This window comes from Halomonas sp. 3F2F (genome assembly GCF_014897805.1).
Classification (GTDB): domain Bacteria; phylum Pseudomonadota; class Gammaproteobacteria; order Pseudomonadales; family Halomonadaceae; genus Vreelandella.
The window spans coordinates 69830-84440 of record NZ_JABUZE010000079.1 but is presented as its reverse complement, the minus strand read 5'-3'; the positions used below and the strand labels follow the sequence as shown (position 1 = coordinate 84440).

At 51.5% G+C, this 14611-nt stretch carries 12 protein-coding genes; 3 read left to right on the top strand and 9 right to left on the bottom strand.

What is annotated here, in order from left to right; all coding sequences use genetic code 11:
• The first annotated feature begins 16 nt into the window (after positions 1-16).
• Positions 17-1429 (top strand): ATP-binding protein, encoded by a 1413-nt coding sequence (locus INT21_RS09905; protein ID WP_193067840.1) that lies wholly within the window; start codon positions 17-19, stop codon positions 1427-1429.
• A 102-nt stretch (positions 1430-1531) separates the two neighbouring features.
• Positions 1532-2149, top strand: coding sequence for a CBS domain-containing protein (locus INT21_RS09900; RefSeq protein WP_193067839.1), 618 nt, complete (start codon positions 1532-1534; stop codon positions 2147-2149).
• A gap of 102 nt (positions 2150-2251) precedes the next feature.
• On the opposite strand, the gene nhaD is transcribed toward INT21_RS09900, so the two are convergent.
• The 4 genes from nhaD to INT21_RS09880 all read right to left on the bottom strand — a co-directional run bounded on the left by nhaD (position 2252) and on the right by INT21_RS09880 (position 7221).
• Positions 2252-3718, bottom strand: a complete 1467-nt coding sequence (nhaD, locus tag INT21_RS09895; RefSeq protein WP_089040152.1) for a sodium:proton antiporter NhaD — start codon at positions 3716-3718, stop codon at positions 2252-2254.
• 155 nt (positions 3719-3873) lie between these two features.
• Positions 3874-5238, bottom strand: a complete 1365-nt coding sequence (glmU, locus tag INT21_RS09890; RefSeq protein ID WP_193085115.1) for a bifunctional UDP-N-acetylglucosamine diphosphorylase/glucosamine-1-phosphate N-acetyltransferase GlmU — start codon at positions 5236-5238, stop codon at positions 3874-3876.
• Between the two features lie 19 nt (positions 5239-5257).
• Complete coding sequence (locus INT21_RS09885; RefSeq protein WP_193085114.1) at positions 5258-6358, bottom strand: FAD:protein FMN transferase; 1101 nt, start codon at positions 6356-6358, stop codon at positions 5258-5260.
• Positions 6359-6420: 62 nt separating this feature from the next.
• Complete coding sequence (locus INT21_RS09880) at positions 6421-7221, bottom strand: undecaprenyl-diphosphate phosphatase (RefSeq protein WP_038479832.1); 801 nt, start codon at positions 7219-7221, stop codon at positions 6421-6423.
• Between the two features lie 199 nt (positions 7222-7420).
• On the opposite strand from INT21_RS09880, the gene INT21_RS09875 reads away from it, so the two are divergent.
• A complete protein-coding gene (locus INT21_RS09875; RefSeq protein WP_038479836.1) occupies positions 7421-8614 on the top strand; it encodes a cation diffusion facilitator family transporter in 1194 nt (397 codons plus the stop codon).
• 36 nt (positions 8615-8650) lie between these two features.
• Here INT21_RS09875 and mgtE read toward each other — a convergent pair whose 3' ends face one another.
• From mgtE to atpA, 5 genes are all read right to left on the bottom strand, one after another.
• Positions 8651-10033: a magnesium transporter gene (gene mgtE, locus INT21_RS09870; RefSeq protein WP_193085113.1), complete on the bottom strand. Its 1383-nt coding sequence runs from the start codon at positions 10031-10033 to the stop codon at positions 8651-8653.
• 155 nt (positions 10034-10188) lie between these two features.
• Positions 10189-10617: a F0F1 ATP synthase subunit epsilon gene (locus INT21_RS09865; RefSeq protein ID WP_089040146.1), complete on the bottom strand. Its 429-nt coding sequence runs from the start codon at positions 10615-10617 to the stop codon at positions 10189-10191.
• A gap of 24 nt (positions 10618-10641) precedes the next feature.
• On the bottom strand, positions 10642-12021 hold the full coding sequence (atpD, locus tag INT21_RS09860) for a F0F1 ATP synthase subunit beta (protein ID WP_089040145.1): 1380 nt from the start codon (positions 12019-12021) through the stop codon (positions 10642-10644).
• 76 nt (positions 12022-12097) lie between these two features.
• Entirely contained in the window at positions 12098-12985 is an 888-nt protein-coding gene (gene atpG / locus INT21_RS09855; protein WP_193085112.1) for a F0F1 ATP synthase subunit gamma, read from the bottom strand.
• 65 nt (positions 12986-13050) lie between these two features.
• Positions 13051-14595 carry a F0F1 ATP synthase subunit alpha gene (gene atpA, locus INT21_RS09850; RefSeq protein WP_193085111.1) on the bottom strand — a complete coding sequence of 515 codons (1545 nt, stop codon included), beginning with the start codon at positions 14593-14595 and terminating at the stop codon, positions 13051-13053.
• Positions 14596-14611: the final 16 nt, after the last annotated feature.

Below are 14611 nucleotides of genomic sequence, written 5' to 3'. Positions count from 1 at the left end.
GGCACCAGGCAAGCCTATGAACTCTATTCGTCAGCGCACCTTGGGGCTTGCGCTGCTTGTGTTTGGCGCGAGCATGCTAGTGATTGGCTTTATTAGCTATCGCTATGCTGCCCATGAGATTGAAGAACTTCATGATGCCAGCCTGGCACAAAATGCCCGTTTGCTAGAAGGGCTTCTACAGGCACCACTGCCTGATAGCGACCGTACGCTTTTATTAAATAGCGTGGAAGGCGCGCTGCTACGTGCCGAGCAATCCGATAACCGTTTTGCAGGCCATCGCTATGAAACCAAGCTGGCGTTTCAGCTTTGGGAAGGCGACCGCCTTTTGCTGCGTTCCGCCAGCGCCCCCGACACGCCGCTTACCCAGCAACCACCGGGTTATTCAACGCTGTCGGTGAATCAGCATGACTGGCGCATTTACGTCCTGGAAATTACTGGCACAGACAAACGCGTGGTGGTGGGCGAGCGCGAGGACGCGCGTGGTGAACTGATCAGTGCAGTGGCACTACGCACCTTATTACCTGATCTTATTGGCCTACCGTTACTGACACTATTACTCTGGTGGTCGATCGGCTGGGGGCTCGCTCCTTTATCGCGAATGGCAGAGCAAATCCGCACCCGCGATCCCCACCACCTAAAACCGCTGACACTTCATCCTCTTCCCCTAGAGCTGGAGACCATTTCTGGCGCCATAAACCGGCTGTTGGAACGGCTACGCCAACTGCGTATTCGCGAAAAGCGCTTTATTGCCGATGCGGCCCACGAGCTACGCACCCCCTTGGCAGTACTTGATTTGCATGCGCAAAATGCGCTCACTGCTGATAACGCCGATGACCGAGAGGAAGCCCTGCACCACTTACGCAGCGGCGTAGCCCGTTCAACGCGGCTAGTCTCTCAGCTATTAACCCTGGCACGCCTAGACCCCGAAGAAGAACCGTTACCCGAGTATCGCTGTTCCGATGTCTTACATGAAACGCGCGAAACGTTGGCAAAGCTCTCTCCGCTAGCCGCAGAGCGACATCAACAGCTGTTACTGGATGCGGATGACTCAGCTAACTGGGCAATAGAAGAAGAACCCGGCGCTATCGAAACACTGGTACAAAATCTGGTGGGTAACGCCATTCAACACTCGCCTGTGCAAGGTGCTATCACGGTCACGCTTGAGGCATCGGCGGCAGACGTTATCGTCACTGTTGATGATCAAGGACCCGGTATCCCTACAGCGCAACGCAGCCGGGTGATGGAGCGCTTCCAACGTGCAGGGACTAGTGCTGGTGCGGGATTGGGGCTATCGATTGTCGAGCGCTTGGTCAAACGCCATCAAGGCGTCTTACAGCTCGATCATGCCCCTAGCGGCGGGCTTCGCGTGCGAGTAACCTTGGGCAGGCACGCCCTAACACAGCGTCAGCCAAAAAATAATCGGCCATAAGAGAGCTGTTAAGATTCCCATAAGAATTCCGTGCAAGTGTGAAAGTACAAGATAGGCAATGCCATTAACGACCTATCTATTCACATAACGGAGATTCCCTGAATGAATATGCTCGTCCACTCCCCCAAACCACTGATCCAGTTTGGTGAAACGCCACTGCTTATTACGCCAACAGCAAAACAGTTAACACCTGAAAGCCCTGCGTTATCAGTGCTAACAGATTTTACTCAAGTCACGCCTCAGTCAGTGTCCGCTGATACGCCCATCGACGATGCCCATTTAAAAATGCGCCATGGCGGTGTTCGCCTATTGTTTGTTCTCGACAAAGCAAACCACTGCATTGGCGTGCTCACCGCCAAAGAAGTCATTGGAACACGGCGCATTAACTTGGCGATGCAGCAGAGAAACCTTGATCGTACGGAAATTACAGCCGATATGATTATGACGCCCTGGCAAAAACTTAGTGCGATGCCCTTTGAGCAACTTAACTCATTAACGATTGAAGACCTTGTGCTTTCCATGGAGCGTTTTACAGAACAGCACTTGTTGATTACTGAGCATAAACAAAATCAACCATTAAGCGTACGCGGTATTATCTCTGCCACCGATATACAACACGCCATGGGCAATAAAACCGCGATGCAGGTCACCTCTTCAGCAGTGCCAACGGCCAGTAGCTTTGCCGATATTTGCAAAGTCATTACCGGGCACGATTTATAGTCTCGAAGACAAACTGGCCAAGTCTACCGCTAGCCTTTACCAAAACGCCCCTTATCAACTGATAAGGGGCGTTTGTTTTACCTATCTGAATTAGCCGCTAATTTAAAACAGCGCTGCATTAACCCATAGATGAACCATAATACTGGCGGCATAGCCCAGCAAAATAGCGGGTGCCCAGCGTATGTGCCCCATAAAGGTATAAATACCCCGTGCTTGGCCCATTAACGCCACACCCGCAGCCGACCCCATCGAAAGCAGACTGCCGCCCACACCGGCGGTTAAGGTAATCAGCAGCCAATTACCTTCCGACATATCCGGTGCCATGGAAAGTACCGCAAACATCACTGGGATGTTATCAACGACCGCTGAAATCATCCCCAACACCACGTTGGCCCACACCGGGTTCCAGCTACCGTAAAGGGTTTCTGACAATAGACTTAAATAGCCCATGAAACCCAGGCCGCCAACACACATTACGACCCCATAGAAGAATAACAACGTGTCCCACTCTGAGCGGGCAATACGGCTGAAGATATCAAAAGGAACGACACTTCCCAGTTGCTCCAGCTTCTTCCAGTCGCCGCGACGTGAGTAACGCTCACGCTTGCGCTCCAGGGAGCGTGGCAGGCTGCGGCGTAAGTAGTAACCAAAGAATTGCAGTAGGCCAAGGCCAAACATCATGCCCATCGCCGGGGGCAAATAAAGCACCGAGTGACACAGCACTGAGATCGCCACAGTAATCAAAAACAGTACGATAATTCGCCGCGCACCACGTTTGAGCCAGACATTCTCTTTGAGCGATGCAGGCTGGCGATTAACGATGAAGAAATTCATGATCACCGCAGGCACCATAAAGTTGACGATGGCAGGCATCAATAGTGCAAAGAAACCACCAAACGGTACCTGACCCGCCTGCCACACCATCAACGTGGTGATATCACCAAACGGGCTGAACGCGCCGCCTGCGTTTGATGCTACCACTACGTTGACACAGCACAGACTAATAAACTTTTTATCACCTTCGGCCACCTTCAACACAACCGCGCACATCAACATAGCCGTGGTCATGTTGTTGGCAATGGCAGAAATACCAAAGGCAAGACAGCCCGTAATCCAAAACAGGCTACGGTAACTAAAGCCTTTGCGAACAAGCCATGCCCGCAGGGCATCAAAGATACGGCGCTCTTCCATGGCGTTGATATAGGTCATCGCTACCAGTAAGAACAGTAATAACTCGGTGTACTCAAGCAGCGTTTCTTTAAAAGCAGCTTCCGCTTCATGAGGCATGCCCGCTTGTACATAGACCCACGCCACCAGGGCCCAGATAAGCCCAGCGGCTACCAGGACTGGTTTAGATTTGCGCATATGAATCAATTCTTCGCTCATTACCAAGGCATAGGCAAGAACGAAGATGACAACAGAGGCAATACCTGCAAACGAAGCGGTAAGATCTAAAGAACCAGAAGAGGCATAGGAGAGGGTGGGAAAAGCAAACAAACATAGCGCGATCAACAACCAAGCAAACCGGCAAGTAGACTGCCGCATTGCAAGGACGTTAGGTGGTTTCATAGTAAAGTGATCCTGGCAGGGTTAAGAAAGACCGCCACGATGATAAGCACACTAATTACGTGCTGCAACGCAGCGATCAAGGTAAAGATGCGGCAAATAGCCGCATCTTGTAAAGCACTGTTAGAAGCTCACAATTCAGTTAGAAAATAACCTAGTTAGCTTTTTTTAACGGGGCGCGGCCACCCCGCTTTTTCTAGTTGCTTGCTGCGAGTAACCGCCAACGCATGCTCCGCTACATCTTTGCAAATGGTTGAGCCCGCACCAATAGTCGCTCCTTTACCCACCGTCACTGGTGCCACTAAGGCGCTGTTAGAACCTATAAAGGCGTTATCACCAATGTCGGTGCGATGTTTATTTACACCGTCATAATTACACGTAATGGTGCCTGCACCAACATTCACATCACGACCTAAATGGGCATCACCAACATAGCTTAAGTGATTGATTTTACTTCCTTCACCAACATCAGCATTCTTGGTTTCAACAAAGTTTCCTACCTTGGCTTTGACTGCTAGGCGTGTGCCAGGGCGTAGCCGTGCAAAGGGGCCAACTTGGTTCAAACCAGCAGCGACGGTTGTGTCGATCACACTATGGCTGTCGATAACGCTTTCAGCGCCAATCGTGCTGTTTTTAATCACGCAGTAAGGTCCAACCCGCACCCCTTCACCCAGCTCTACGTCACCTTCAAACACGCAGCCCACGTCGATAAACACATCATGACCACAGGTGAGCTTACCGCGTATATCAATTCTTTCCGGGTCGGCCAATGCAACGCCTTGGGCCATTAACGTCTCAGCTTGCTGCAGTTGATAAGCGCGCTCTAAACGAGCCATTTGTGAACGGTTATTCACGCCTTCAACTTCTACTGCACTGGCTGGCTGGGCAGTACACACTTTGATGCCTTCATTTGCCGCCATCGCAATCACATCAGTCAAGTAGTACTCGCCCTGGGCATTTTCGGCAGACAGCTGTGGTAGCCACCGTTTAAGCTGACCACTGGTCATCGCCATGATGCCGGTATTGCATTCGGTAATGGCTAGCTGGTCGGCACTGGCATCTTTTTGCTCAATAATGGCCACTGCCTCACCGTCATCATTACGAACAATACGTCCGTAACCAGACGGATCTTCCAACGTAACGGTCAGTAGCCCCATGTGCTGCTCATCAACTTGGCTAAGAAGTGCCATCAGTGATTCACGGCGGATCATAGGCACATCACCATACAGAACCAACACGTTTCCATTACCTAATTGAGACTGCGCTTGGGCAACCGCATGGCCGGTACCTTTTTGCTCTTCCTGAACCGCAAACGTTACATTGCTCTCTGCTAGCGCTTCGCGTAGTTGGTCAGCACCATGGCCAATCACGACATGCGTGCGAGTAGGCGTAAGGCCATTGGCAGTATCTAACACATGTTGCACCATAGATTTGCCTGCCAGCGTATGCAGCACTTTTGGTGTTTGTGAGCGCATACGTGTGCCTTTTCCAGCGGCAAGGATAACGACATCAAGGTCTTGCATTTTAGTCACCTGTAACGGTTTAGCGGTTGGCGGCGGGAGCTTCCCAGGCTTCAATACCCAGTTCATCTATAAGCGCTTCATCGAAGTATTCCACGAAGGCGGGACTGGCCACGCTTCGCCAATGATCGTTCTCTTTCACTAACATCAATACATTGAGGTTATTCTCAATTGCCATCTGCATCCCTTCTTCGCTACCTGCGACTGAGATAGCTGTGGACCACGCATCGGCCCATGCATTAGAGGGGTGAAAAATAGATACGGACGCTAACTGATGCTTAACCGGCCGACCGGTGCGAGGATCGATAGTATGGGAAAAACGCTCTCCATCTACTTCAAAATAGTTGCGATAATCCCCAGATGTTGCAACCGACATATTTTCAAGAGGAATAACATGCTGTGCTTCTGGTACGCCGTTATGTGGTACTTCAATTCCGACACGCCAAGGACTTTGCTCTTCTAAATCACGGTATCCACGGGCAATTAATTCGCCACCAAGATTGACGAGATAGTTTTCAATCCCCTGTTGGTCCAGATATGCCCCAACGCGGTCAGTGCCATGCCCCTTAGCCACACCCGACAAATCAGCAAATACATCGCGCGAGCGCCGCGCCTGCATAAGCTGAGTATCGATTTCAACTGCATCATAGCCAATCGTGGCCATGCGTTCGCTAAGCTCCGCGTCTGAAGGCACCTCCTCCGGGCGTGCCTCAGGGCCAAAACTCCATAAATTGACCACATCGCCAACGGTAATATCAAACGCGCCGTTGCTTGCTTCTGATACCGAATGGCTAATCGCAAGCACTTCAATTAACTCGTTAGAAAGCGGTTGCCATTCATTAAGGGGAGCATCATTAAAGACCACAAGCTCGGCGTCATCGCGGTAAGTCGACATCGCTTGATCAACGTCGTTGAGTTCCGCTAGGAAGCCTTCTTCCAGTGCATTCGCCTCGCCTTGGGTTAGCGGGTCCGCAATGGTGACTTGATAAAACGTCCCAAAAATACCGCCTTCAAAGCGAACAGGGGTATCTAAAGGCCGATCATTTTCTGAACACCCCATTAATGCCCCAGCAGCAATGAGCAATAATCCCGAACATTTTAACCACCGAGAATTAATCTTCATTTTATTTTTCCTTGAATAAAACGCACTGGGTTAACAATGGAAAACCTCTATCGCTGAAAGAACTAGAAGTGGAAAAACCATAGCAACCAAGCCCCAAACAGCACCCGATACACCACAAATGGCTGCATGCCCAGCTTTTTAATCACAACCAGGAAGTAGTGGATACACACATAGGCGCTAATGCCCGAGAGTAAAGTACCTACCAGCATGGCCGGTATATCGATAAGCTGAGGGTCTTTCAGTAAGTTTATTGCCTCAAGGCCACCTGCCAGCACAATGACAGGAATTGACAGTAGAAATGAAAACCGTGCTGCGCCCTCTCGGCTCATCCCCACCATTAATGCCGCCGTAATGGTGATGCCTGAGCGCGAGGTACCAGGAATAAGTGCCAATACTTGAGCGCCACCAATGATGAGCACATCTTTTAACGTCATCTGGTATTCGCTACGCGTGCCGCGTTTTTTCCAGTCTGCGTAACCAAGTAGCAGACCAAAAACAATCAAACTGGCACCAATGATTAGCGTAGAGCGCATATAACCTGAGATCACATCGTGAAGCAAAAAACCGACGATACACACTGGCAACGTGGCAATAACGACCCAAAACGCCAACATGGCATCATCATTAACCGCTTGGCCGCGAAGTGCGGCCAAGCTGCTAGCGATCATTCTGCCAATTTCATGCCTAAAATAGATCACAACAGCGCTTAAACTGCCAAGATGCAGCGCCACATCGAAGGCAAGGCCCTGATCTTCCCAGGCAGTCAAAACAGGTACCAATATAAGGTGGGCTGAACTCGATATAGGTAAAAACTCGGTGAGCCCCTGAACTACCGCTAACACAACTACCTGTAACCAATCCATGGGTTATCCTGTGCTTAACTATTAATGATATTTATGTGCTTTGTGACATTCATGCGCTCGCAATGGCGCTAAGGATACACATCCCTTAATTCATTGTCCGCATTCAGCATACGAGCAAATTCACAAGAAGGTATAGCGCTAAGGCACTGTGCGCTACAATAGACATCTATTGGAAGTATGTGCCCCAGCAAGGTCCCTCATGACTCAGACCGTAGAATCGCCAGTGGTTCCCAAGCATGAGCTAGATAGCCGAGAGGCCAAGCGTGTTACTTATATTGGCGCTTGGCTGGATGGCTTGTTGAGCATTGTTAAAGTCGTGGTCGGCTTTTGGGTGGGCTCGGCGGCGCTGATTGCCGATGGTATCCATTCACTTTCAGATCTTGTGACCGACGGTTTTGTGCTAGCAGCTATCCACTACGGCCGCCAGGAACCAGACGATGATCATCATTACGGTCATGGCCGTATCGAAACCCTAACGACGCTACTGCTGGGTAGCGTACTGATATTTGTGGCAGGTGGTATCGCCTGGTCTAGCCTTGATCGTTTGTTTAGTGGTACTGAGGTTAGTGCCCCTGGCATGGTGGCTATTGTCATTACAATCATTGCCTTGTTCAGTAAAGAGTGGATTTTTCGCTATACCATGCGCGTTGCTAAACGCGTTAAATCTAAGCTATTGGAAGCAAACGCCTGGCATTCCCGCAGCGATGCACTCTCCACCGCAGTAGTATTGGTTGCATTAATTGGCGCACAGTTTGGTTTGGGCTGGCTAGACGCTGTTGCCGCTATCATTGTTGGCTTATTAGTTGGCAAAGTAGGTTGGGATTTACTCTGGGAGTCAGCAAGAGAACTAGTGGATACCGCGCTACCTGAAAGCGTTCAACGACAAATGCATAATGTTGCTCAAAGCGTCCCAGGGGTAGACAGTGTTCATGACTTACGCACCCGCCAGTCTGCAGGCTGGGTCATGGTCGACTTACATGTGGTGGTCGGGCCAAAAATCACTGTGTCTGAAGCCCATGAAATCGGCAACGAAGTAAGTCGACGTTTACGGCATGAGTTTCCATTGCTCACCGATGTTATTTTTCACGTTGACCCCGAAGATGATGCCGGAGAAGGAGATCCCAGCCGTCTCCCCGGCCTCCCGCTGCGGCCCGAAGTGGAAGCCGCACTGAACGAGCGCTGGTATATGCATCCTGTCTGGCGCACATTAACCGAGCTGCAACTCCACTATTTAGACGATAAAGTGTCGGTATCGCTGATTATTGGCGATTCCGTACACCAGCCCCCCCAGTGCTTAGCCAGCCAACTAAAGGCGCTCGCCAGCGATATTGAGTGGCTGGGCCACGTGGAAGTTATGTTTATTACCCGCGCTGCCAGCAGTGCCATGCGTTAAAACTGTCTAAGTTAAAACTGGCTGCCTAAAAACAAGCTATACGTTTGTTAATATGGCGGTGGCAATAGTGAAGTAAATCAATACTCCAGAGGCGTCAATTAACGTTGTCACCAATGGGGCTGAAGCAGTAGCAGGATCGACCTTAAAGCGCTCTAGTACAAACGGTAGGCACATGCCGATCATGCTACCAAACAGAACAATGGTCACCATGCTTAATGCCACGATGATAGCGACTGCTTCACCGCCACGAAAAATCCCTATAGGTGCTACTGCAATTGCCATGGTGATGCCCAGCGAGCCAGCTACCAGCAGTTCACGGCCTAACATCTTACTCCAGTCTTTCACACCAATATCGCCAGTCGCCATACCGCGTACCATCAACGTGGCTGCCTGAGCCCCCGCGTTACCTCCACTACCAATCAGCAACGGCAGGAAAAACACCAGCGCAACTTGGGCTGCAATCGTGTCCTCAAAGTAGGCAATGCCAGCTCCTGAAAAAAGATTGGCAAATACCAGCAGTACCAGCCAGGTAACACGCTTGCGGTAAAGGCTCCACAGCGGAACACGGCTAACACCATCCTCTAACTGGCCGATAGACATCCCTTTATGAATATCCTCGGTAGCTTCCGACTCGGCAACGTCCATGGCGTCATCGTGGGTGACGATGCCTACCATACGGCCATCTGCATCCAACACAGGCAATGCCAGCAGATCATAGCGAGCCACAATGCGCGCCACCTCTTCTTGCTCTTCATCGACCGGTGCACTGATAACGTCTTTAATCATAATGTCGTCAACTAACGCACCAGGACGAGCCACCATCAGTTGGCGCAGTGACATAGTCCCTATTAACTGGCCATTACTGTCGAGCACATAAAGCTGATACACCGTTTCCGCATCGGGGGCCGTTTGGCGAACCCGCATCATGGCTTGAGACACCGTCATGCCACTGGCTATGGCGACATAGTCAGAGGTCATGATGGCGCCTGCCGTGCCTTCTTCGTAGCTTGCTAGGCGTTTAAGATCTTCACGTTCTTGGTGGGCCATACGACGCAACAACGCTTCGCGACGGTCCTCACCAAGCAGATTAAACAGATCCGCTCGCTCATCAGACCCCATCTCTTCTAGTAGCTTAAGCACTTGGGTATCAGACAGCTTACCAACTACCTCAAGCTGGCTTTCTCCTGGTAAATAACCCAAGACATTAGCAGCGCGCTCGGCAGACAGAATATCCAACAGACAAAGTGCCGCAGGCAACTCCTCATCGTCTTCAATCATCTCCTCAAGCACTTCACCGATATCCGCCGAGCGGGTTTCGGCCAAACGCAAAGATAGTACTGATTTACTAGGCGCTTCCTTGGCCAACTCGTCGAGCAGTTCGGTTTTTAATTCCTGCAAGGCTTCATCGTTCAATGACATCGCTATCTCCCTTTGTGCAGACGCATATTGTGCAGGTGAAGTGTTACAGACGAGCATCCCTACGCTGAATGCGTTTTCTCATAGTACCAGACAAAAAAAACGCTCCTTAAACCCTTTCGGGTTCAAGGAGCGCTTTATGCACGCTAGCGCGTGTCTTAGCCTTTACCCGCCTTTTTGCGCAGCTGCTGAATCGTTCGCAGCTGTGCAACGGCTTCGGCAAGTTCAGCGGCAGCACGGGTATAATCCAGCTCCGATGACTTTTCATTAAAGGCTTTCAACGCCTGCTGACGCGCTTCTTCAGCAGCGGCCTCGTCGAGGTCACTAGCACGCGTCGCTGCATCTGCCAGGATCGTAACAGTGGTGGGCTGTACTTCCATAAAGCCACCCGTGACAAAGAAGTGCTCTTCCTTGCCACCATCGTGGATCACGCGAACCGGGCCCGGTTGAAGCTCGGTCAGCAGCGGGGTGTGCCCCGGCAAAATGCCGAGGTCACCCATAATCCCTGCAGCTACCACCATCTCGACAGTACCTGAGAAGATGGAATCTTCAGCGCTGACGATATTGCAAGTGAAGCTATTCGCCATAGCGAATCCCCCTAATGGACGGGATTACTTCTTCATCTGGTTGGCTTTTTCGACAGCTTCGTCGATGGAGCCTACCATGTAGAAGGCCTGTTCCGGCAGGTTGTCGTACTCGCCCGCGAGGATGCCCTGGAAGCCACGAATCGTATCTTTCAAAGAAACATACTTACCGGGCGAACCAGTGAATACCTCAGCGACGAAGAACGGCTGCGACAGGAAGCGCTGGATTTTACGCGCACGAGATACAGCCAACTTATCTTCATCAGATAATTCGTCCATACCCAAAATCGCGATGATATCCTTCAGCTCTTTGTAACGCTGCAGAACGTTCTGTACACCACGTGCTACATTGTAGTGCTCTTCACCAACGACCAGCGGATCTAGCTGACGCGACGTAGAGTCCAGCGGATCAATCGCAGGATAAATACCAAGCTCTGCAATTGAACGTGCCAATACAACAGTGGCGTCCAAGTGCGAGAAGGTCGTCGCCGGCGATGGGTCAGTCAAGTCATCCGCAGGTACGTAAACGGCCTGTACAGACGTGATAGAGCCCGTTTTAGTAGAGGTGATACGCTCTTGTAGAACGCCCATCTCTTCAGCCAGCGTCGGCTGATAACCTACCGCAGATGGCATACGACCCAACAGAGCAGATACTTCAGTACCCGCCAGGGTGTAACGATAGATGTTATCGACGAACAGCAGAACGTCGCGGCCTTCATCACGGAATTTCTCAGCGATGGTTAGACCGGTGAGTGCAACACGCAGACGGTTGCCGGGCGGCTCATTCATCTGACCGTAAACCAGCGATACCTTGTCGATAACGTTGGACTCAGTCATTTCGTGATAGAAGTCGTTACCCTCACGCGTACGCTCACCTACACCGGCGAATACAGAATAGCCGCTGTGTTCGGTAGCGATGTTGCGGATAAGCTCCATCATGTTAACGGTTTTACCAACACCCGCACCGCCGAATAGACCAACTTTACCGCCCTTAGCGAACGGGCAAACGAGGTCGATAACCTTGATACCGGTTTCCAACAGCTCATTGGAAGCTGCTTGGTCAGCGTAGCTTGGTGCTTTACGGTGGATTGGCATGCGTTCTTGCTCGCCAATCGGGCCAGCTTCATCAATCGGCTCACCGAGCACGTTCATGATGCGACCTAGCGTTTCCTTACCAACGGGTACGGAAATCGCGGTACCTGTGTCGGTCACGTCCAAGCCACGTTTCAAGCCCTCAGTAGAGCCCATGGCAATGGTGCGCACCACGCCGTCGCCCAGCTGTTGCTGGACTTCGAGGATGGTCTCAGCATTAGAGACCTTCAGCGCGTCGTAGACCTTGGGCACAGAGTCCCGCGGAAACTCTACGTCAATCACCGCGCCGATGATTTGTACGATACGTCCGCTCATCTTGGTTCCTCTCAAAAACCTGCAAATGAAACCTGTCTGCCGGGAGCTACCTTTGCGATAGCTAGCTCCCTAGGCGTTATACGGCAGAAGCGCCGCCGACGATCTCGGAAATTTCCTGGGTGATGGCGGCCTGACGGGCCTTGTTGTATACCATCTCCAGATCGTCGATCAGGTTGCCCGCGTTATCAGTGGCACTCTTCATAGCGATCATTCGGGCGGCCTGTTCGCACGCACCGTTTTCGACTACCGCCTGATACACCTGTGATTCGATGAATCGAACCAACAGGCTGTCTAGCAACGCCTTGGCATCCGGTTCATACAGGTAGTCCCAGCTTCCGGGACGGGCGTTTTCTTCGTCATGCTTCGCGTCTTCGCCCATATCGGACGACAACGGAAGAAGCTGACGTACGACGGGCCGCTGCGTCATGGTGTTAACAAATTCGTTATACACCACAAACAAGCGGTCAATACGTCCTGCGTCGTACGCTTCTAACATGACCTTTATACTACCGATCAGTCCTTCGACAGTCGGCGACTCTCCTAATCCGCTCTTGGCAGCAACCAGGTTGCCTCCATAGTTGCGGAAAAAGGCGCCGGCTTTAGAGCCGAGGGCGCAGAAGTCTAGCTCAGCGTCTTGCTGTTTCCAGGCAACGGCATCTTTCACCACTGCCTTAAACAGGTTGACGTTTAAGCCACCACACAGACCGCGGTCAGTAGATACCACAATGTAACCAACGCGCTTCACCTCACTCCGCTCGACCATGTAGTCGTGCTTGTATTCGGGGTTTGCGTCAGCAATGTGGCCTACCACATTACGAATCTGCTTGGCATACGGCTGGCCAGCCTTCATCAGATCTTGTGCTTTACGCATTTTAGATGCAGCTACCATTTCCATGGCGCTGGTAATCTTCTGCGTATTTTTAATGCTCCCGATCTGGGTGCGTATCTCTTTTGCAGCTGCCATAGCGATCTACCCTTCGTTCGTGGCTCTCAGAAAGCATGCAAGCCCGCCCGCAGGCGGGCCGGACATTACCAGCTCTGAGTCGCCTTGAACTTCTCGAGACCTGACTTCAAGCCGTCCTGAATCTCGCCGTTGTAGTCGCCGGTCTGGTTGATCTTATCGAGCAGATCGTTGTGCTCAGACTTCATGTAATCGTGCAGAGCACGTTCGAAGTCCAGCACTTTATCGACGCTCACATCATCCAGGTGACCTTCGTTAGCGGCGTACAGAGACAGCGCCATTTCCGCCACTGACATCGGCGAGTACTGCTTTTGCTTCATCAGTTCGGTAACGCGTTGACCATGCTCAAGCTGCTTACGGGTCGCTTCATCAAGATCAGAAGCAAACTGCGAGAACGCCGCTAGCTCACGGTACTGAGCCAAGGCTAGACGAACACCGCCACCCAGCTTCTTGATAATTTTGGTCTGCGCAGCACCACCAACACGAGAAACCGATAGACCAGCGTTAATCGCCGGACGAATACCGGAGTTAAACAGGTTGGTTTCCAAGAAAATCTGACCATCGGTGATCGAGATAACGTTGGTCGGAACGAACGCAGAAACGTCTCCACCTTGGGTTTCGATAATCGGCAGTGCGGTCAAAGAACCGGTTTTGCCTTTTACTTCACCGTTAGTAAACTTCTCAACGTAATCAGCATTAACGCGCGCAGCGCGCTCTAGCAGACGTGAGTGGAGATAGAAAACGTCACCAGGATAGGCTTCACGACCCGGCGGACGACGCAGCAGTAGTGATACCTGACGGTAAGCCACAGCCTGCTTGGAAAGATCGTCATAAACGATCAGTGCGTCTTCACCACGGTCACGGAAGTACTCACCCATGGTGCAACCAGAATAAGCGGCCAAGAACTGCATCGGTGCCGGATCAGCAGCGCCAGCAGCGACAATAATGGTGTGTTCCAGAGCGCCGTGTTCTTCTAACTTGCGCACCACGTTAGCAATGGTCGACTGCTTCTGACCAATCGCCACGTAAACACAAGTAACGCCTTTGCCTTTCTGGTTGATGATCGCATCGATAGCAATGGCAGACTTACCAATCTGACGGTCACCGATGATCAGCTCACGCTGACCACGACCGATTGGCACCATGGCGTCGATGGACTTCAAACCTGTTTGGATCGGCTCGTCAACGGACTGACGGGTAATAACGCCAGGCGCTACTTTTTCTACCGCATCAGTCATTTTGGCGTTGATATCGCCTTTGCCGTCGATGGCATTACCCAACGCATCGACCACACGACCTACCAGCTCAGGGCCTACCGGCACTTCTAGGATACGACCCGTACACTGAGCGGTCATGCCTTCTTGAAGTTGCAGGTAGTCACCCAAGACAACGGCACCAACGGAGTCACGCTCCAGGTTCAGTACCATGCCAAAAATGCTGTTAGGGAATTCAATCATTTCACCAAACATCGCGTCTTCGAGGCCGTGAATTTTCACGATACCGTCGGAAACGCTGACGATGGTGCCCTGATTACGGGCTTCGGATGCGACGTCAAGCTTCTCAATTCGCTGCTTGATGATGTCGCTGATCTCGGAAGGATTCAGTTGCTGCATGCCATGTCCCTCAGAC

Excerpts from the sequence above, each read along its gene's own strand:
- INT21_RS09905 (WP_193067840.1), top strand. The coding sequence starts at position 17 with ATGAACTCTATTCGTCAGCGCACCTTGGGGCTTGCGCTGCTTGTGTTT.
- INT21_RS09900 (WP_193067839.1), top strand. The coding sequence starts at position 1,532 with ATGAATATGCTCGTCCACTCCCCCAAACCACTGATCCAGTTTGGTGAA.
- nhaD (WP_089040152.1), bottom strand. The coding sequence starts at position 3,718 with ATGAAACCACCTAACGTCCTTGCAATGCGGCAGTCTACTTGCCGGTTT.
- glmU (WP_193085115.1), bottom strand. The coding sequence starts at position 5,238 with ATGCAAGACCTTGATGTCGTTATCCTTGCCGCTGGAAAAGGCACACGT.
- INT21_RS09885 (WP_193085114.1), bottom strand. The coding sequence starts at position 6,358 with ATGAAGATTAATTCTCGGTGGTTAAAATGTTCGGGATTATTGCTCATT.
- INT21_RS09880 (WP_038479832.1), bottom strand. The coding sequence starts at position 7,221 with ATGGATTGGTTACAGGTAGTTGTGTTAGCGGTAGTTCAGGGGCTCACC.
- INT21_RS09875 (WP_038479836.1), top strand. The coding sequence starts at position 7,421 with ATGACTCAGACCGTAGAATCGCCAGTGGTTCCCAAGCATGAGCTAGAT.
- mgtE (WP_193085113.1), bottom strand. The coding sequence starts at position 10,033 with ATGTCATTGAACGATGAAGCCTTGCAGGAATTAAAAACCGAACTGCTC.
- INT21_RS09865 (WP_089040146.1), bottom strand. The coding sequence starts at position 10,617 with ATGGCGAATAGCTTCACTTGCAATATCGTCAGCGCTGAAGATTCCATC.
- atpD (WP_089040145.1), bottom strand. The coding sequence starts at position 12,021 with ATGAGCGGACGTATCGTACAAATCATCGGCGCGGTGATTGACGTAGAG.
- atpG (WP_193085112.1), bottom strand. The coding sequence starts at position 12,985 with ATGGCAGCTGCAAAAGAGATACGCACCCAGATCGGGAGCATTAAAAAT.
- atpA (WP_193085111.1), bottom strand. The coding sequence starts at position 14,595 with ATGCAGCAACTGAATCCTTCCGAGATCAGCGACATCATCAAGCAGCGA.